Origin of the sequence: Symmachiella macrocystis (genome assembly GCF_007860075.1) — a bacterium.
Classification (GTDB): domain Bacteria; phylum Planctomycetota; class Planctomycetia; order Planctomycetales; family Planctomycetaceae; genus Symmachiella; species Symmachiella macrocystis.
Genome location: NZ_SJPP01000001.1, coordinates 3,804,876 through 3,825,320, shown reverse-complemented (window position 1 = coordinate 3,825,320; position 20,445 = coordinate 3,804,876). Strand labels below are relative to the sequence as shown.

Genomic DNA, 20,445 nt, shown 5'->3' with positions numbered 1-20,445 from the left:
CAGGACTAAACGCAGAGTGGCCGGCGCATTGCGCCGGCCACGTTTACGTTCTCAACTCTTAAGAATCAGTCGCTATCGACGAACTTCGTCCACCGCAACCGCGTTCGCAGTCGTTTTCTTGCCGCTGACCGCCTTCTCTAGATTTTCCAGCAGCATGGCCTCTGTGTACAAGTCGCGCAGTACGATCGCCTTATCGGGTTGACCGGCAGGAAAGATCACGGTGAGCGGTACGCTGATGCTTTCAAAGTTATCCAACCAGCGCTTGATCTCCTCAGACTCGGCCGTGTAGTCAGCATAGAGCGTGACGACATCGTGGTCTTGGACCAAATCCAAAGTCTTTTTGGTGTTCAATGCGAATTTTTCGTTTCGCTTGCAGGTCAAACACCAATCGGCGGAGAAATCGACCAGGACCGTTTTATTCTCGGCCAACGACGCATTCAACGTGGCTTCGGTGAAAGGCTTCCAAGGCAGTTCCGTTTCGGATTTGAGCGTCAGATTGAATCCGAACAGACAAATGACGGCGGTCAGTAAAATGGCAGACACCCGCACGGTCGTTTTATGACGGATGTGGGAGTTGATGTCGTACAAGTTGCCAATCATCCATAAGCCCAGTGCAATGCCGAGCAGCATGATCAGCGCCGGAATGGTGTAGTCATCCTGCAGAATGTGCACGATGAAGATCACGGTTCCCATCAGCACGAAACCGGCAAATTCCTTCAACCGCACCATCCAATTTCCCGGTTTGGGCAACCATTTGACCGTCGAGGGAAATGCGCCGATCATCAGATACGGAAACGCCATCCCCAAACCCATCATGCCCCACACGAGATAAACAATCAGCGTAGGTTGTGTAATCGACCAGCCGAGCGTCGCCCCCAAAAAGGGCCCGCTGCAGGGCGTCGCTAATAGTGTGGCCAGAATACCCGTGGAGAAGGCCCCCACCAGTCCTTCTTGATGTTGATTGCCGGCTGCCGTGCCGACCATGCCCGGCATGGGGATTTCAAACACGCCCAACAGGCTTAGTCCCATGGCGAACACGACGCACGCCATGATCAGATTGAAATTCGCATTTTGAAACAGCCCGCCCCATCCGTAACCCAAAAAGACTGCCAAGGTTGCCAATACCATAAACACGGCGAGCACACCCAGCGAATACACAACGTTGAGTTGCAAGATCCGCCCACGGCTTTCACCAGCCTGCTGTGCGAAGCTCATCACCTTGATCGCAATCACCGGTAGAACGCAGGGCATAACGTTCAGAATCATGCCGCCAATGAACGCAAACAGCAGATACATCGCCAATCCATAGTCAGAGTTCTCTTCTCCGATGACGGTATAATTCGCGTCCCCACCGTTAGCTTGCCGCTCCAGCCGCATTGCCGACCGCTGTTCCATAACCTGTTCAATAAACCCTGCCGCTATACCGCCCTTGATGGGAGCGGAAACACCAAACACCACTGGGGAAACTGCCGGTGTGGGGGTGACCGTCAGGTTTCCTTCAAAAATGAATCCTACCGGCTGAACGCATTTCACGCCGGTGCACGACTGAAAAGCGACTTCACCGCTAATGGGGTAAGCGCCGGGCGCCGCATCGGCAGGAACCGTAATCGAACGGGTCCAGACGACATGCCCAGAATGTTCTAAAACCTCAAGTCCGCCAAACAACGGTTCACTCGCAGCGTGCGGAGCCGGTTCGACCGTCCAATCTCCATCGAGATTTAACTCGCCATATTTTTGTATCTGCAATGCCGTCGCATACGGTCCCAATCCCTCGGGACGGGTTTGGTCCAAACCGTACGTATGCCAATCGTTTTTGATATTGGCTTCGACGCGCAGTTCAACCGTCTCTCCTGGAGCTGCTTCGCCCGAGGAAAGTGAGACGAGCCACACGCTCGAATCATGTTCAAACTTTGTTTCGCCGGTGACCGCGAGGTTCTCTTTCGGTTTGCCTTCGCTGATCTTCACCGTTGCTTGAAAGGCTGTCTTGCCGGGCACGCAAAGCCCTTCGCTGCAGACTTGATGTGTGATCTGCCCCGAGACTGTGATCTCGCCCGGGCTTGCATCGGCGGGAATCTGAAATCGCCGGGAGAACGTTACTTGACCGAAGTATTCCTCCAACCGCATTTGCGTATCGCCCAGTTTCTCTTCATGGATCTGTGGCGCTCGACTGGCTGTGAAGGTTTTGCCCAAAGGTTTCAGTGCGCCTTGGTCGCTCAGAGCGATCACCGTCGGCGAGCCGCCGAATCCGGTTTGGGTCAGGGAAAAGGTATGCCAACCTTCAGCGACCGTGGCGGTCAACTGCAAGGTGACCTCGTCCCCCGGTGCAGCGTCAGCGGGAACGATTTTGGCGTCATATTTGATCGCGTTTTTCGCGTCGTTGACCGGCGGCTTGCTGCCGAATAGATCAGTCTGGAAAACATCGTTCTGCGCCGCCGCAGGCTGTGGGGCGAGTCCCACCACGGCAACCAGCAGCAACGCAAATAGCGAACCGAAACCATTTCGGGACATTCTCATGGAGGTTTCCTGGGCAACTAAGAGCGATAAAGGGGAGTTTGAGATGCCAACTAGCAGTTTGTCACGACGTTATAATTTGTGTTGTGTGCTACTGGCTTTGCCAGTGCAACACAAAATGGGTGCAATACTTGCGAAACACGGGCAAGGTCAGCAGCAGCCTCGTTCTTCAGTTTGAGGTAGCGCTAATATAAGTAGAGCAAGACTGTAACCGACATGTCTAGGTGCCGGTGGAGACATCGTGACTGCTATATTATCGGAAGGCAACACCGCGACGGTCTGTGCCGTGGATCACATTTCGTGTTGTATACGATATTCGCACACGCCCAACTTAGAGCGCGGCGCACCAACCGCCGTATCATACAATAAAATGCAAAATCGCGGCAATCGGACTTGTTGAAGAATCGCCATCTCACTGACCAGATTTCTCACGTTGTCGCCCCCCAGCGTGCAATCAATGCGTTCTACTCGGATCGCTGCGTGTACGGTATAATCGCACTAACCGACATTCGCTGAAAGGCATGTGGTGAGCTGGGCCTATCTCAAAACAGGCGAAAAACAGCGGATTCCAGCTGGAATTCACAAGGGTTGCCATTTCCGCTACTAGGTCGACACTTCGTACGATTGATCCGGCACGCTGCGTGGAATACCATAATTAGAAGAAGAGAACCCGCATATATCCGTGATTGAGCGTATTCTCCTTGTCACCACTTAAAATTGTTACCGTGAATTGTCGTAGCAAATACCTTGGTTGCATCAGCTAACGTTCTTATTTGGAGAGTACTCGAATGACCTCAACACGACGTGACTTTCTCAAAAAATCGGCCGCGGCCGGTGCACTCGTTTCGGCCCCGTTGATCTGGACGCCTGACAAGGCATTTGGTCGCAACCTCAACAGCAAACCGACCGTTGCCTCCATCGGCGTCGGGGGGAGCCGTGGACGTTACAATCAAGGTGGAAGCATCGCTCGCAAAGCCGCCAAACTGGGAAAGATGATCGCCGTCTGCGATGTCGATTCGGTACACACCGCCGAATTCAATAAAGACTTTGAAGGCAAGCTCAACGAGTACACCGACTACCGCGTTTTGCTCGAAAAAGAAAAACCGGACGTCGTCACCATCGGCACCCCCGACCACTGGCACGTGCCGATCGCCATCGCCGCCCTCCGCGCCGGCTGTGACGTCTACTGCGAAAAGCCACTCACGCTGACCATTCAAGAAGGCATCGACGTCCGCAACGTCGTCGAAGAAACCGGCCGCGTGTTTCAGGTCGGGACACAACAGCGTAGCGAAAACGACAACCGGTTCCTCAAAGCGGTCGCCATTGTGCAAAGCGGTCGGCTGGGGAAAAACGTCAACGCCTACGTCGCCATCGGGGGTGCTCCCAACGAAGGCCCCTTCGAATCGACCGCTGTCCCCGAAGGTCTCGATTGGGATTTCTGGGTGGGTCCCGCACCGAAGGCCGATTACTCCGAAGAACGCCGCAAGCAATTCCGTTGGTGGTTTGAGTATTCCGGCGGCAAAATGACCGACTGGGGCGCGCACCACATCGACATCGCCCAATGGGCACTCGGTTACGACAAGAGCGGCCCGGTCGAAGTCGTCGGCAAGGGAACTTTCCCGCCAATCGTCCCCGATGATTTCAATTGGGATGCGTTCCTCAACGGCGATGCCAAACTCCCCAGCGGATTTAACACCGCCGTGACGTTCGACATCGATTTGAAATTCAAGAACGGCTCCGTATTGAACGTCAACGACGTTTACAAACGTCCGGACACGAATATCGAATTTGGAAACGGCATCTTGTTCGAAGGTGAAAACGGCCGTATCTTCGTTAACCGCGGCAAACTGGAAGGCAAACTCATTGACGAGTTGAGCGAAGCCGACAATGAAGAAATTAATGAACTGGTGGCCAACCTGTACAAAGGCAAAACGCCGGGCCATCACATGCGGAACTTCTTCGAATGCCTGGAAGATCGCCAACAACCGATTTCCGACGTCGGCACACATCACCGCACGATGACCTCTTGCCATCTGTGCAACATTTCGGTGATGTTGGGTCGCGACCTGAAGTGGGATCCCAAAGCTGAAAAATTCGTCGGCGACGATCAGGCCCAAGCGTTAACATCGCGCCGCAGCCGCGATTCGTATTTGGTCGCCAGCGGAACGTAGAAGAGTATTGAGACCGGGTGGCGCTGCTGGCTCGTGCAGCGGTGTTGAATCTATTCGCACGATTTATACTGGCGGACAAGCCGCCAGTGGCACCCTCTGTTGAGTTGTTTCATCAAGTTATTTGAGCGAGTCGTGAATAGGCTTTGATCACGGCGCGCCCCCATGCCGGGGCGCGCCGCATTTCTACTCGGCCTATACGGGCAGTACATTTCACCCAATTTGCGTTCACCTAGGAGATGGCCATGGGATTGCTTGATAAACTGCGCGGCGAATTGGTGGATATTGTCGAATGGATTGACGACACCAACCACACACTCGTCTGGCGGTTCCCGCGGTACCACAACCAAATCAAAAACGGCGCGCAACTGATCGTGCGTCCCGGACAAACCGCTGTCTTCGTGCATCGCGGCGAATTGGCCGACGTCTTCGAGCCGGGACACTACGAACTCACCACTGATAACCTGCCGATCTTGGGCACGCTGCAAGGCTGGAAGCACGGCTTCGAAAGTCCGTTCAAATCGGAGGTCTATTTTGTCCGCACCACGCAGATCACCGATCTGAAGTGGGGGACTCCCAACCCGATCATGCTCCGCGACCCCGACTTCGGTCCCATCCGCCTCCGCGCGTTCGGGACCTACACCCTCAAAGCGGTCGAGCCGAAAGCACTGCTTAAAGAATTGGTCGGGACCGACAGCGATTTTTCATCGGATGAAATCAACGAGTTGATGCGTTCAATCATCAGCGAAGCCTTTGCCACGATGCTGGGCAAATCACAAATCGCCGCATTGGACCTCGCCGCCAACTACCGCGCCCTCTCGGGCGACCTACGCGAGGCAGCCGTTGAACGGGTTGACGATGAATACGGACTCGATATTCCGCAACTATTCATCGTCAATATTTCACTTCCCGAAGAAGTCGAAAAGGCGCTCGACACCCGCAGCAGCATGGGAGTCATCGGCGACATGAGCCGCTATCAACAGTTCCAGATGGGCAAAGCCATGACCGCCGCCGCGGAAAACCCGGCCGGTGGCGGCGCGTCCGAAGGCATGGGACTGGGAATGGGATTCGCCATGGCCAATCAAATGTTCCGCGGCGCGGGACAAGCTGGATCAGGCATGCCCGCACCCCCGCCTGCCCCCGGCGCCGTCGCTTGGCACATTGCGGTGGGTGGCGAAACACAAGGCCCCTTCACGGCACAGCAACTGTCCCAAGGCATTGCTGCTGGACAAGTCACAGCCGATTCGATGGTCTGGTCTGCCGGCATGCCCGCCTGGACCACCGCCGGACAAGTCCCAGCACTCGCCTCGCAATTCGCCGCGACTCCTCCGCCACCACCACCGCCGGCGAAGTAGGCGTGAGGCGACTGGCCTATGCTCAAGTCAGGTCCAGATAAATAAATGAAGCCGACAACTACAAAAAGGCTTTTGTCAGGATCTATTTACGTAGTGACAACGGTGGTTTTCGTGCTTTTGCTCCAGCCAGCTCTTCGCCATAAAAAAGGGCAGGTAATTGGCGACTACCGAGAATATGATTTGCAATTCTTATACGAATCAATTCTTGCCTACAAAAAAGAACGAGAAGAATTTCCAGTCGCATTTAACGATCTTGCAAATCTTCACGTTGTCAGCAGCCGATACGGCGACGTCCTATTTCATGAATCCGAGGCTCGTCGGTTGTCGCAAACGGTAAAAACAGACCTATCTGTACTAAAAACCGAGCAGGGTAATGCTAAACGTCCTACAATTCTGGCGTATTTTGAATTGGTTGACGACAACGGAATGACGTTTGTTCTATATCCAGATGGAAGAATTGAAAAAATGCTTCTTCAAGATGCGGCTCGGCGTTTTCAAAACGGGTTGGAGTGAAGGAGCAGATGGAGATAAGCAGATGGGGCATTCCCGATTCTTTTCAGGTAGGAGTCTCGCAAGAATCTGTGAAACACGCAAACATTCACCACAAATCCAACTCGCATAAAGATCCGTTTTGAGTCAGCCCGACAAGGATTAACTTCAATTGAATGCTAGCGATTGTTCGATAATGCTGTCATTAACTGCGAGGCGGCCGTTTGGCTGTTTTCCTTGGAGCAGACGGCGCTGCTGACGGCGACTCGCGTGGCGCCGGCTTCTGCTACTTGGGCGATGTTATCCGCTGTGATGCCGCCGATGGCGTACCAGGGCAGGGTGATCTCCGCGGCAACTTGGCGGACGAATTCCAGTCCCGCCAGATCCGTGAACTGTTTCGTCGTGCTGGAAAACACGGGACCGACGCCGATGTAATCGGCACCCTCCACCACGGCTTGCCGCGCTTGTTCGATGGTGTGCGTCGAAACGCCGACGAGTTTCTCCGTCCCCACAATCCGCCGGGCGTCTTTGAGCGATAGTTCCTCCTGGCCGACATGCACGCCATCGGCATCGGTGAGTACGGCCAAATCGGGACGGTCGTTCATGATATAGAGGGCTCCCGCTTCGCGCGTCCATTGGCGGACGCGACGGCCGAATTCGACCAATTGACGATCGGGCATTTCCTTTTCGCGTAGCTGCACAATGCTCACCCCCCCAGCAAGCGCCTCGCGAATCGCCGGTCCACTGCCGTGATGACATAGCGCTTCGCTGACCAGCAAATACAAATTGCGGCCAGCCAACCGTGCTTGATTGTGAAGCGTCGATAAGATCGATTTTTCTAGCGTATAAAACCGATAGCGGAGTTGTTCGAATTGGCCGCCCAAGTCCGCAGCGAGGATCTTGCCATACTCCTCCAACGTCCGCACCGCTTCCTGCACGCGTTTCAAATTCGCCTGCAGGACTTCCGCGGCGGAATCTCGCTGCGCTTCGGCGGTTGTGGAAATCGTCGTTCCCACGTCCGACAGGGTATCCCGCGCCGCAGCCAAGTCGTGCGGCGCGATTGCGGAAATTGCCGCCGCGAAATCGTGTCGCCAACTTTTGAGCAGCGCAGACAAATGCGCATCGTCGCTGATGAAACGGACGTAATCCTCGACCACACGTACCCCTTCGCGAGCGCGGTTGGCGGCGGCATCGATGATTCGCATCGCGTTGTGACGTTGTGAAACGTTTGGCTGTGAGAATTCGATCCTGACGTCGGTTTCAAGCGGCGCAGCGGAAAATCCTGTTTTCTCATCCACGAGTTGCGTGAGCTCTTCGCGCTGCACCCCTTGTTCGCGGAGCCAAGCCGAGACATCGGAGTCAACAACCAACAACCCCCACAGCAGATGTTCGGTCCCGACTTCACTGTGACGTCCTTGAATGCCCGCAAGATGCCGCGCTTCCTGAATGGCCCATGCGGACGGTTCATCAAAAGGAACGGTCTCGGTCAGTGCGGACTCGACGGTTGTCTCCACGGGAGGGACGCTCTTCTCGTCAGGGAAAACCGTCTCCACTGTGGAAATCTCCACATCGAACCCGCCCAAAATCTCGCTGGCACGTGATTCTTCCAGTAAAAGGCTACGTAATAGATGCCGCGGAGCCACGGCTGACGATTGGCCGGTTGTGGCAATTTCGGTCGCCCGGTCTAGAACTCTTTGGGCAGCGGGAGTCAACGGTTGTTGCATTTTGGGTGTGCGGCTTTGGGGCCGAATAGGCGAAGTCCAAAGGGATTAGTTTATTGTCGAGACAGTTCAGAGCAGGATGACCACTTTCAAGCCTGGCAAAGGTGTCTTCCAACGCAGGACATTCTTTGCAAGTCATGCACTCGCCGCTGCTTAACAGGCTCCGCCTCTCGGCACGTCTTGCCATCGGCGCGAACGGTCACTAGAATTCGCGGTATATCCTGATAATTTCAATGGATGAGGAAGACTTTGCAGCCGGGTGAGTTTGGGTTTGTTCAAACAGCGGCCTCTGACCATACATTGTACCGAAAGGGTAATCGAATTGTGAGGTTGCGGCTTTTCCAAGGACCGTGAAAGTTGGACCTGCCGTTTCTGTTGATCTTTTCGGTTCTGTGGGAACGAAAATACCGCCTCCACGAATCAGGATATCACGGGAGACTGTGGAAACCCAATCAACTTTCCCGGTAGTAACGTCTGCGATTCCCGCAGTCTCGGGAACTTTGATGTTGCGGAACGGAAACCCGTTCACACATCGAAACGTGAAGTATTGTTAAGTGACCGTCATCCTGCGGAAGGCACGGATCGTAGAAAAATTGTTACGAGCGTTGCGATCGGCATTTAAGAAGTGTGATGGCGGATTGAAGAAGACTGAAACATCGGTTTTAAATTATAGAGCAAGCGCGGTAGTCAGCGTTTGAGAAATTGTCTTGCACCCTCGCAAGATTTAGGGAGAACCTCGCATGTACGAGCGATTTACCGACCGAGCCCGAAAAGTGATGCAACTCGCCAACCAGGAGGCGCAGCGGTTCAATCACGAATATATCGGCACGGAACACATTCTGTTGGGACTAGTCAAGGAAGGCTCCGGCGTCGCCGCCAATGTCCTGAAAAACCTGGACGTCGACCTGAGAAAAATCCGTTTGGAGGTCGAAAAGATCGTCCAATCTGGTCCCGATATGGTGACGATGGGCAAATTGCCGCAAACCCCACGGGCCAAAAAAGTCATCGAATACTCGATGGAAGAAGCCCGTAACCTGAATCACAATTACGTCGGCACTGAACACATTCTGTTGGGCTTGCTCCGCGAACAAGAAGGCGTGGCCGCTCAGGTGTTGATGAACCTTGGCCTGAAGCTAGAAGATGTTCGCGAGGAAGTGTTGAACTTGCTCGGCCACGGACTGGAAGGCGCCGAATCGGGCGAACGCAGTCCCGCCGCTGGAAGTCCCAAAGCGGGCAAAAGCAAAACGCCCGCATTGGATAGCTTCGGCCGCGATCTGACCGAATTGGCCAAACAGGGCAAACTCGATCCGGTGATCGGTCGTACCGATGAAATCGAACGGGTGATCCAGATCCTCTGTCGTCGCCAAAAGAACAACCCGGTCTTGCTGGGTGAAGCGGGCGTGGGTAAGACGGCCATTGTCGAGGGCTTTGCCCAAATGGTCATCGATAACAACGTTCCCGACTTGCTGCGGGACCGCCGGATTGTCGTGCTGGACTTGGCGATGATGGTCGCTGGAACCAAATATCGCGGTCAATTCGAAGAACGCATCAAAGCAGTCATGAACGAAGTGCGTCGTGCCAAAAACACGATCTTGTTCATCGACGAATTGCACACTCTGGTGGGCGCCGGTGGCGCGGAAGGGGCGATTGATGCCTCCAACGTGCTCAAACCCGCACTGAGCCGGGGCGAATTGCAGTGCATCGGAGCCACTACGCTCGACGAGTACCGCAAATACATCGAAAAAGATGGCGCCCTGGAACGCCGGTTCCAGACCGTGATGGTCGAACCGCCCAGTGCGACAGAGACTGTGGAAATCCTCCGCGGCTTGCGGGATCGGTACGAATCGCACCATCGCGTGCAAATCACCGACGACTCGTTGGAAGCGGCTGTGGAACTGTCCAACCGTTACATCACCGGCCGTTGCCTGCCGGATAAGGCGATCGACGTCATCGACGAAGCGGGTGCTCGTATCCGCCTCAAATCGATGGTCCGCCCGCCCGATTTGAAGGAACTCGATGAAGAAATCGAAGGCCTGAATCAAGCCAAAGAAGAAGCGGTCGCCAATCAAGACTTCGAAAAAGCGGCCAGCTTGCGTGATCAAGCCGACAAGCTGAAGAAGAAGAAAGAGTCCTTGACCCGCGATTGGCGTGAGAAATCCCGCGAAACCGACGGTGTCGTCGACAACGATGTGATCGCCGAAGTCGTCGCCAAAATGACCGGCATCCCGCTCACACGGTTGTCGAGCGAAGATGCGGTGCGGTTGCTGCAAATGGAAGATGAACTGCACAAGAAGGTCATCAGCCAGGAAGAAGCCATTAAACAGGTCGCCAAGGCGGTCCGTCGTAGTCGTAGCGGGTTGAAGGATCCGCGGCGTCCTACGGGTGTCTTCCTGTTCGCCGGTCCGACGGGTGTTGGAAAAACATTACTGGCCAAAACGTTGGCGGAATTCATGTTCGGCGATGCCGAATCGCTCATTCAAATCGACATGAGTGAGTACATGGAGAAACACAACGTCAGCCGTTTGATCGGTGCCCCTCCTGGTTACGTCGGCTACGAAGAAGGGGGCCAACTGACGGAAAAAATCCGCCGCCGCCCCTACGCCGTGGTGCTGTTGGACGAAATCGAAAAAGCGCACCCCGACGTGTTCAATATGCTACTGCAAATTATGGAAGAGGGACACCTCACCGATAGTTTCGGTCGCAAAGTCGATTTCAAAAACGTGATCTTGATCATGACCACCAACGCCGGTGCCAAGGTGATTCAATCCGGCAGCGAATTTGGTTTCGTCAAGAAGGACCTCGATCACAGCTACGATGGTATGAAACGCCGTCTGATGCACGAAATCGAAGATGAATTCAAGCCGGAGTTCTTAGGCCGTGTGGATGACGTCATCGTGTTCAAGCATCTCGACCGCGAGAACTTGAAGCTGATCATCGACATCGAATTGGAGAAGGTCTACGAACGTCTTGGAGAACGAGGCCTGAATCTGATTCTGACCGACGAAAGCAAAGAACTGATCATCGACAAGGGTGCGTCGGACATCGATTACGGTGCCCGCCCACTACGTCGCTGCATCGAAACCTTTATTGAAGATCCGCTTTCCGAAGAGTTGCTCCGCGACGCCTTCGAAGGCAAAAACACGATCACCGTTCGCGTTAAAGAAGTCGGCGATACCAAGCAACTCGACTTCGACGCCTCGTTCGAAGAATCGGCTGAACCCGAAATGGCTGCGGTTGGTTCCGAGGACGAAAACAGCGGCGAGTCCGAAGAATCGTAAGACGCGAGTCTCTCGCGAATAAACAAGAAACGCTCCGGTCCTTGCAACCGGGGCGTTTTTTTATTCCCTTTGGTTCCCACTCCCTTGTTTCCATAAGGATCCGGCAATGCCGCTGCAGCGCATTCTCGAACCGGAAGTCATGGACTCCGCCCAGGAAGCCATCGACTACGACACAATGGACCATACGGACGTCAATCGCGTTTTCGTTGATGATCTGTTGGCATTCGCACAGTTTGAGAATCCGTCCGTCACAGAGCTGCGAGTTTTGGACGTTGGCACCGGGACCGCGCAGATTCCCGTGGAATTGAGCCGGCGGCAGCTTCCGATTCACGTCACTGGTGTCGACCTCGCTGATGAAATGCTCAAAGTCGGCCGGCAAAACGTCGCTGCAGCCGGTTTCACGCAGAACATCATGCTCGAACGCGTCGACGCGAAACAACTCCCCTATGCCACGGAAACGTTCGACGCTGTGATATCCAACAGCATAGTGCACCACATTCCCGATCCCTTGCAGGTGATCGTCGAAATGGCCCGCGTGGTTCGCTCGGGAGGAGTGCTCTTCGTCCGCGACCTGCTGCGTCCGGATGACGAAGCGGAACTGGAGCAGTTAGTTAGCACCTATGCGGCAGACACCAACGACGAGCAACGGCAACTCTTTCGACAATCGTTGCGTGCGGCGCTGACGGTTGCAGAGGTCAAATCGCTGCTGAGCACTGCGGGTCTACCGGCACAATGGTGCGTGCAAACGACCGATCGCCACTGGACCCTCGCCGGGCGATGCGGTGTGTAGCGGTTGTAATCAATGGAAGGCGCCCGCACTCGTTGCGCCGAGCGCAATTTTTGTGCAGGCTGTGTGGATTGTGAAGAGTACTTCATAGTCAACACCGAGAATTTATCTCCAAACTACTCAAGCCTCTCAAAACGCAATGTCGATGGTGGTGTTGGGATGCAGCAATGTCCCCACGCATTCGCAGGGTCCGCTCTGTAGACCGATCCAATCGATTCCGGTCCGCACAGTGGCCCCGACGATTGGGCCTTGCAGTCGGGAGCAAGGCGGCGGCAGAGAGAGTGAGGTTGAGGGAGCCGGAGAGGGTCCGGTCGTAGCCACGGAGGCGATGCTGATTTGATTGACGCGAAATCATCATGTTGGAGTATTGAATGACCCATCACGCCGATGTGGATAGTGGACATCTTAAAGTTGTCAATTCTTGTTTGGGACAGTCGTTACACCGTTTGCAGAACAACATGACTCAGGTCCGACAAAGCCAATCGCGGGACGAAGGCGAATTCCTGTCCTGGTTGAAGCAATGGTCCAAACGCAGCGATCAAATCGCTATGCGGTTGGAACTGATCGACATGCAACTCGATCGCATGTTCCCCGCCCCGGAACCGGCGCTACAGTTGCGGGTCATCGACGCTGACCGCTGAGCAACGGGCCGTGGATTATCCCAGCGCACTGTTGTTCCAGTGCGCCGTTTATTCCAGCGCACCGCGGACAACGATATATGCGGCCACGCCCAGCAGCGTGGCCGCCGCGATCATTTGCAACCGATTGCGCCAACGGTACATCGCCAGCATCCCCATGACAAAGATAATGGTCATGCCGGGATCGCCCCAGTGGACGCGTGGATAAATCCAACCCTCTGTGGAAAACGGCCACAGCAACTGCAATTTCCAGTCGCCCAAAGTCGCCGTCCCGGACACCACCAAATCGGCGGCAAGATGGCTCAGGGCGGCCGCTAACGCCACAAGCATCCAAACGGCATATCCAGCAACCGTTCGCTCTCGTCGCAGTGGCAGCGCTCCCAGGCCTTGATCAGCGGGAAGCTCCAGCCCGCAGCGCTGCAGTCCCCGTGCACTGACATTGGCCAGTCGCGTGACGACGTCGAAACGATAATCGATGACGCCAATCAAAATCCCCAGCACGCCGCACGTCAGGAAACTATGCCCCCAGACGCGGTGCGCCTGATCAAACAGCACTGGCCCTAGCACCAACGTCAGGCCGTCCCAATCCGGGCTGATTGCCACCAGCCCCGCCAGGGCCACCACCTGCCAGCCATAGCGGCGGTGTAATCCCATGGCCAGTGCTCCGTTGATGCCCAGCAACGCATGTTCAATTGTTGTCATGTATACCAGTGCTTCAAATTGTTCGGAAGATCACTACAACCAGTATGACCGGACCGCCGATCGATTGCCAATTGGGGCAGACTGCATCAACAACAGCCATGAAACAATGAAGCAGTTCGCCGAAAAAATTAAAAGTCGTTGTCCTTCGCTATGGCCGCTATGATAAACTGGATGAGGCGCTCTTCGGTTTCTACACACGGATTTCTATACGTACCGGCGGATCACCCGTCGGTCGAATCGTCAGTGGACGAAGTTGAATGTGCATGGCACGATCCGATCATGTGATCGCTCCACACATTTGCTTCAAGCAGGCATTTCATGAGTAGCGTCGATCCCTTGGAAGCATCAAGCTCAGTTGAACCGGCACCGCGGGTTCCCGAGGGGGCATGCGCCCGGTTGATGTTTCGCGGACCGGACGGACAAACCATCGAGAAGAGCGTCCTGCGCTATACGACGTTGATCGGTTCGGGCCCGCGCTGCAACGTGCAACTGCTGGATCCGGAAATCGCCGAGGCACATTGCATCGTGACTGTCGAATCGGGCGTGCTCCGCGTCCGCGACCTCCGCAGTGCCGCGGGAACACGCGTGAACGACCAGTCCATCCAAGTCGCCACCCTCGCCGAAGGGGACACGATCGAGGTCGGCCGCTTTTCGTTTTTGGTGGCGACAGATCTCCAAGGCGCTCCCCCCATCCCCGATGTGCCCGAAGCCATCGAAGGTGACGAGCCACCCTTTGCTGAACTCACATTCGTCGGCCCCGATGGCGCGCCGCTGAAAAAGAATATCCTCCGGCCATCAACATTGATCGGGTCGGCCCCCGGCTGCAATATGCAACTGGTCGCCAGCGCGATCAGCCATGCGCATTGCGTGTTGACGATGGAGTACGGCAGCCTTCGTGTGCGGGACTTGCGGAGCGAAACGGGAACCAAGGTGAATGGTGTATCGGTCGAAATCGCCGCACTGGCAGATGGCGACAAGCTGGAATTCGGCTCCTTCGCGTTTTTAGTGAAAACCAACCTTCTCCCGCGCCCCCTGCCGGCCGGCCTGCCACAACAGTCGCCTGCCGTCGACGCAAACGCAGCAACGGCGGGTGAAGAATTGGCGGCCGTCCAGTCCGAACTGGCAAATGCGCAGGCAGAACTGGCCGAGGCACAAAGGGAACTGGCTAAGACACAGGCCCAGCAGTCTGAGGCTCAAGCAAGTTTGAAGGAAGCGACGGAGAAACTTGAGCTGCAACAGCAAAATTTCCAGCAACAGCTCACCGAGTTCGAGACCAGGCAGACGGAATTTCAAAACGCTCAACAGCAACTCGAGCGCGACCGCGAGCAACTGGAAACGCAAAAGCAGGCGGCCGATGAGGCTGCAGCGCAGTTTCAGCAGCAACAGAACGACCTGCAGGCCGAACAGTCGCAGTTTGCCGAACGGCAACGGGAATGGGACGTCAAAATCCAGGAGCATCAGGCTCACGTCCAACATTCAGAAGCCGCGCTGATTGCGCTCGATTCCAACCGCAAGCAACTCGAACAACAGGACGCGCAACTCACCGCTGCCCGCACGGAACTGGGTGACCGCGAACAAAAACTGACCGACCGTGAGTCCGCGGCAGACGCGCGGCAGTCGAAGTTGAACTCCCAACAAACAGAGTTGGAAAGCCGGCAGCGCGCGTTGGATGAGTTGCGTCAGGAATTCAATCAGCGCGACACCGAGTCGCAATCAACGCTCGACCGCCTTGCCCAACAGCAAGAGACATTGGAGACGGAACGTGTCCAATGGGCTGCTCAACAGAAGGCGGCCGAAGAGCAGCGTCACGCCTTGGATCAATTGCGTGAGGAGCTAGACCAGCGCGATACCAAATCGCAGTCGCAGCTAGTTCGTCTGGTACAGCAACAAGAGTCGTTGGAAACGGAACGCGTTAAATTCACCGCCAAACAACAGGACTTGGCCGCGGAAAAACAGCGACATCAAGAGGAGGTCGCCAAGTTCGAGACCGAATGGATGCGCGTCGAAGAGCAAAAGGACCGGGACCAAGCGAACGGCGAAATGCTGCGGATGCGTTTTGACGAACTCGAGGCGAAGCGTGCCAAATTCTTGACGGAGCAACAAACCTTCAGCGCAGCCAACAGTGAATTCGAAGCCGCTCAGGCCGCCGCTCGCAAAACGCAGGATGAAGAGAAACTCAAACTGCAAGAACAACAAACGCTCATTGAGTCGCGCGAGGCCCAAGTCGCCCGTAGCGAACAAGCTGCCGAAGAAGCACAAGCCGCGCATGAATCGGCAGTCGCCGCATTCCACCAGGATCAAGAAAATCTAGAGACATCGAATCAGGAGTTGGCGCAGCAGCAAGCGAATCTCGAAAAACTCCGCCGCCAACTCGACGACGACACCCAGCAACTCGCTGAGCAACAACAAACACACGACGCGCGTGAGGGCGAACTACGGCAGGAATCGGAATCCTTGCGAGAGCAACAAAGAGCGCTCAAAGAACAACAAACCTCCCTCGCGCAGCAAGCCACTGAACAGGACCGCCAGCGGGAAGAGTTGGAAAACCAGCGGCAAGAAATGATCGCCAGCGAGCAAAGTCTGCGGGAAGAACAGGACGCTCACGCACGCGAAGCCGCAGAAACCAGCGCGGCGCGATTGGCGTTTGAGACCGCTCAGTCGACGGCCAAAACCGCTGCCCTCGAAATCGAGGAACAAAACCGCGAAACAGCCCAACAACTTGAGCAGAAGCAGGAGCGTCTGGCGGCGGACCAACAGCAGTTAACCGACCAACGGGCGGAGTTGGAACAACAGGCCCGGCAGGTCGAAATCGAGCGTCGGGAATTGAGCGAACTTAATATCGAACTGGAAGAACAACAGGCGACGCTCAAGCAGAACACGGAATTGCTGGAACAATCCGCCGCCGCACACGAATCGGCTGTGCAAACCTTCGCCGCTCAATCTGCCGATCACGATTCCGCACAGCAAGCGATTCACGAGGAGCAGTCGCAGCTGGAAACCGCACAAATGGAATTCCTTCAGGCTCTGGGTATTTTGAAATCGGACCAAAATGAACTCCAGCAGCAACGCGAAGCGGCCGTGCGGGCCGAAGAGGTTATAACGCGTGAACGGGAAACACTGCAGCAAGTCCGTGCGGCGCTCGATATAGAGTTAGAGGCGCTGAGTCAGCAACAGGCCGAACATGCCCAACAGGCGGCCCAGCTGACTGACGAAGCAGCGGCTGCCGAAGAAGCGCAACAGCAACTACGCGAGGAAGAAGCGCAACTCGCCCAACAACGCGACAGCCAAGCGGACAAACAACAACAATTGGAAGTGATGGCCGGCGAAATCGAATTGCAGAAAACCACCCTCGACAATAACGAACGTGAATTGGCCGAAGCCCGCGCTGCTTTCGAAGCCGACGTGGCGGCGTTCCAAAATGACGTCGCGGAACTCGAGACACAAAAAACAGATTTCGCCCAGCAACAACTAGAAGCCACCTCGAATCTGATCGACGAGTTTCGCAACGTCTCGGCCGAGATGGACGAATTTCAGCTAGAAATTTCCAACCCGCCCGCCAACGGCAATGGCCACGACGATCGACGGCCTCAGGAAACAGGCGATGCTTCCTCGGTGGTCGCCGTCTCCGCGACATCACTCGCCGGTGGCGGTATTGGACGCACGCACATCGACTGGTTGTTGGACGGTCGCCGCTACCGCGGATTTTTCATCGGACATTTCCGGGTCCTCGAACTGCTCGGCACCGGCAGCACCGGTTGGCTTTACGAAGCTGAGGATACCCGCGACGGCAGCACGGTCGTCCTCAAAGTGCTCTCCGCCCAGCATCTCGCCAATGCCGGCATGCGGGCACGGTTTGATTTGGAATCCCGCGCCGCCCTGGAGTTCGATCACCCCAACATTATTCGCGCCATCGAGTCGGGTAGCGCCGACGACGCCCAGTACCTCGTCATGGAGGTTGCCTACGGGGCGACGCTGCAGGAACTGATTGAACTCAATGGGCCAATTCCCTGTCCGCAAGCTTGCGACATCATCGCCCAAGCTGCGCGGGGACTACAGCACATTCACGAAGCGGGTATCATCCATCGCGACATCAAGCCGGCCAATTTATTACTGCTGCACGACGGCGAATTGAAAATCATCGATTTCGGGCTAGCGCTCATCCGCGGCGACGCCGATGAGCTAACGTTGAAAGTCGATCACGGGCACGACTGCATGGGCACGCCCGACTACATTCCGCCCGAACAAGCCCGCGACAGCTTCTCCGTCGACGCCACCGCCGACATCTACAGCCTAGGCTGCACGCTGTATTTCGCACTCACGGGCGAAGTTCCCTTCCCGCACAATGCCGTCAACGACAAGCTCAAGGCACATCGAGAAGATGCCCCGCGGCAAGTCAGTGAATTAGTCTCCGACGTCCCGCAGGAAGTCTCCAACATTGTCCACATGATGTTGGCCAAAGACTGTAACGAGCGCTATCAAACGGCCGCTGAGGTCGCGCAGGCGCTCAAACCGTTTGCGCAACGCGGACCGGTTTACTTCGACTTTCACAAACTTCTGGCCGACCGCGCCATCACGGCAAAAAAACGGATGTTCCTGCTCGCTAACCACGACATCAGCCGCCCTGTGAAAAATACCAACGTCAAAAGCAAAACCGCCGATGCCAAGAAGTCGACCCCCGCCATCGAACCGGAACTCGCCGGCTCGTGACGGTTCGAAGCTCAACCGCTCGCCAACTTATTGCTTCTTGACCAACTGTGATTCCAGCCAATCGGCTAACACGGCGACCTCTTCGGGAATCGTTGGCCAGGGATGTCCGCCGCCCGGTTTGACGATCAATTTGACTTCGACCCCGGCGTTTTTCAGGGCCTCGACCATCACCTCAGATTGTTGCAACGGGACCGCCGGGTCAGCGTCGCCATGAATGAATAAAAATGCCGGCGCCTGTTTGTGGACCAGCTTCGCCGGTGAAATCGCCTCGATTTTCTTTGTGATTTCCTCGTCGCTCAGGCCGTCGATGCCATCGCGAAAAGCCAAAGCTCGCACAATTTGACCAAACCGGTCAGACCCCTTGGGATCGACGGCTGTGGTTCCGTACATCGTAAAATCGGTCGGCGGAAAGAAGATCGCCGTGGCTTTGACATCTGTGCCGTCGGACTTCTCACCTTCATGAGCGGTCACGGATGCCAAACAGGCCAAGTGCCCTCCAGCGGATGCACCGGTCATTCCCAAATTGTTGGGGTCGACTCCATACTCTTCCGCGTGCTCTTTCACCCAGCGGACGCCCCGCTTGATGTTTTGTAGCATTTCCCCTGCGGAGAATTTGGTAATCGAACCGGGCCGCACGGCGAAGACGGTGAATCCCTTCTTGGTGAAGATGTCGTACATCTGCGCCATTTTGTGCTGTCTGATCTTACCCCGGTCGGAATGCCAGGCGCCGCTCACGACATCGACAATCCCCACGCCGTTTTTCTCGCCGGTTGGCACAAAAATATCCATCACCAGCGCCACACCGTACTCTTGACCATACACCACGTCTTCGTGCTGTTCATACGGCCCTTTTTCCGCTGCATTCACCGCACTGGCGGCCACAGCCAACCCGAACATCATCGCCAACGTCAACATGCAATTTCGAATCATCAATCCCATCCCCTATCTGTCGAGGTCACTCGTTTTTAAGGACCGTCACGGTTAGTTATTAAGCAGATTTAAGTACTAATGCCAAAGCGTTATTTCTCAAGCGGATCCTATCATGCCTCGACCGGCGCGGGACTCCAACCGCGCAGCGCGTTTTGCCCCGCCGTCCGCCCCGTGTCGATCAATTCCTTTGGTGTGGAAAAATCGAACCACTGAATGCCGGAGACGTCCGGACGGATCACCAAGTCCGCCGCGTCGCGCACCTGTTTGCGAAACAGACTCTCGCCGATTTCGTCCATCCGCATCAACACGTCCAGCGCCGTCCCGCAATCCTGAATCCGCTGCATATCGGAACTGACGTCGACCGCAATCACCTGATGCATACCGTAAGAGCGAGCCACTGTCGTGGGCAAGGAATAAAACACTCCCACGTCGCTGAGCAACATTCCTTCAAATTCCACCGGCGGAAAAATCCCCGGCAACGATGATGACGCACGCACTGCTTCACGCACCGATCCCCGCTCTAAAATCACTTTGTGTCCGCTCCGCAAATCGGCAGCGACAATGCTCAAGGGGATCACCGCGTCGGCGATGTCGGCATCGGGGAGTAGATTGTCAACCACATCCCGCAACACCAGTCCCGGCAAAAGGGAAGGGTGGCTAATCACGCGATGGAAAATACGATTCGCACGCAGGTAATCCTTGGCTCGACTATACCATGCAAAAACTCCGCCGGTCGTCTCGGCCGCACCGTCGGAACCTTGTGTGCCGAACATGATCTTTTGATGCCGCTGAAATTCCTCGGACAGCAAATACTCCAGCCCCGACTTTTGGGCATAGTGGATGTCCGGGTTAAACGCATACATGGCGCCGGCCAAACTGCCGATGCTGACTCCCACGATGCGATTCAGCGAGATCTCCGCCTCCAACAACGACTCGATCACGCCGAGATGCGCCAAACCGCGGGCACCACCGCCGCCTAGTGCCAAAGCTGTGCTGCACGAATCCATGTTCCCTGTCCCAACACCTCACACCCAAATCAATCCAGTAGGTTCACGATGTTGTTTATAATGACCGATGCCGGGCGTGCGCGTCCACCGATAGACCTGCGAGCAACCGACGAATCTTATACTCCTCCGGCGCATGTCGCCCGAGGCCGCCA

The 20,445-nt window shown here is 55.7% G+C and carries 12 protein-coding genes; 7 read left to right on the top strand and 5 right to left on the bottom strand.

Going from position 1 to position 20,445, the window contains the following annotated elements:
* Positions 1-72: 72 nt before the first annotated feature.
* A complete protein-coding gene (locus CA54_RS14795; protein WP_146371524.1) occupies positions 73-2,514 on the bottom strand; it encodes a cytochrome c biogenesis protein CcdA in 2,442 nt (813 codons plus the stop codon).
* A gap of 785 nt (positions 2,515-3,299) precedes the next feature.
* On the opposite strand from CA54_RS14795, the gene CA54_RS14790 reads away from it, so the two are divergent.
* From CA54_RS14790 to CA54_RS14780, 3 genes are all read left to right on the top strand, one after another.
* Complete coding sequence (locus CA54_RS14790; RefSeq protein ID WP_146371522.1) at positions 3,300-4,682, top strand: Gfo/Idh/MocA family oxidoreductase; 1,383 nt, start codon at positions 3,300-3,302, stop codon at positions 4,680-4,682.
* Positions 4,683-4,924: 242 nt separating this feature from the next.
* The gene (locus tag CA54_RS14785; RefSeq protein WP_146371520.1) at positions 4,925-6,034 is read left to right on the top strand and encodes an SPFH domain-containing protein; all 1,110 of its coding nucleotides are present in this window, start codon (positions 4,925-4,927) and stop codon (positions 6,032-6,034) included.
* Positions 6,035-6,079: 45 nt separating this feature from the next.
* Positions 6,080-6,547 (top strand): hypothetical protein, encoded by a 468-nt coding sequence (locus tag CA54_RS14780; RefSeq protein ID WP_146371518.1) that lies wholly within the window; start codon positions 6,080-6,082, stop codon positions 6,545-6,547.
* A 155-nt stretch (positions 6,548-6,702) separates the two neighbouring features.
* Here the strand turns inward: CA54_RS14780 and CA54_RS14775 are convergent, their stop codons facing one another.
* Entirely contained in the window at positions 6,703-8,247 is a 1,545-nt protein-coding gene (locus tag CA54_RS14775) for a thiamine phosphate synthase (RefSeq protein ID WP_146371516.1), read from the bottom strand.
* Between the two features lie 737 nt (positions 8,248-8,984).
* Between CA54_RS14775 and CA54_RS14770 the strand changes: the two genes are divergently transcribed.
* From CA54_RS14770 to CA54_RS14760, 3 genes are all read left to right on the top strand, one after another.
* Positions 8,985-11,522, top strand: coding sequence for an ATP-dependent Clp protease ATP-binding subunit (locus tag CA54_RS14770; protein ID WP_146371515.1), 2,538 nt, complete (start codon positions 8,985-8,987; stop codon positions 11,520-11,522).
* Positions 11,523-11,628: 106 nt separating this feature from the next.
* Positions 11,629-12,312, top strand: coding sequence for a class I SAM-dependent methyltransferase (locus tag CA54_RS14765; protein WP_146371513.1), 684 nt, complete (start codon positions 11,629-11,631; stop codon positions 12,310-12,312).
* Positions 12,313-12,680: 368 nt separating this feature from the next.
* Positions 12,681-12,950, top strand: coding sequence for a hypothetical protein (locus tag CA54_RS14760; protein ID WP_146371511.1), 270 nt, complete (start codon positions 12,681-12,683; stop codon positions 12,948-12,950).
* 48 nt (positions 12,951-12,998) lie between these two features.
* Here CA54_RS14760 and CA54_RS14755 read toward each other — a convergent pair whose 3' ends face one another.
* Positions 12,999-13,649: a metal-dependent hydrolase gene (locus tag CA54_RS14755; protein WP_146371509.1), complete on the bottom strand. Its 651-nt coding sequence runs from the start codon at positions 13,647-13,649 to the stop codon at positions 12,999-13,001.
* A 318-nt stretch (positions 13,650-13,967) separates the two neighbouring features.
* Here CA54_RS14755 and CA54_RS14750 point away from each other — a divergent pair, with 318 nt between their 5' ends.
* Complete coding sequence (locus CA54_RS14750; RefSeq protein ID WP_146371507.1) at positions 13,968-18,356, top strand: protein kinase domain-containing protein; 4,389 nt, start codon at positions 13,968-13,970, stop codon at positions 18,354-18,356.
* A gap of 27 nt (positions 18,357-18,383) precedes the next feature.
* On the opposite strand, the gene CA54_RS14745 is transcribed toward CA54_RS14750, so the two are convergent.
* Positions 18,384-19,286, bottom strand: a complete 903-nt coding sequence (locus CA54_RS14745) for an alpha/beta hydrolase (protein WP_231963069.1) — start codon at positions 19,284-19,286, stop codon at positions 18,384-18,386.
* Between the two features lie 110 nt (positions 19,287-19,396).
* The gene (locus CA54_RS14740; protein ID WP_146371505.1) at positions 19,397-20,293 is read right to left on the bottom strand and encodes a patatin-like phospholipase family protein; all 897 of its coding nucleotides are present in this window, start codon (positions 20,291-20,293) and stop codon (positions 19,397-19,399) included.
* Positions 20,294-20,445 lie beyond the last annotated feature (152 nt).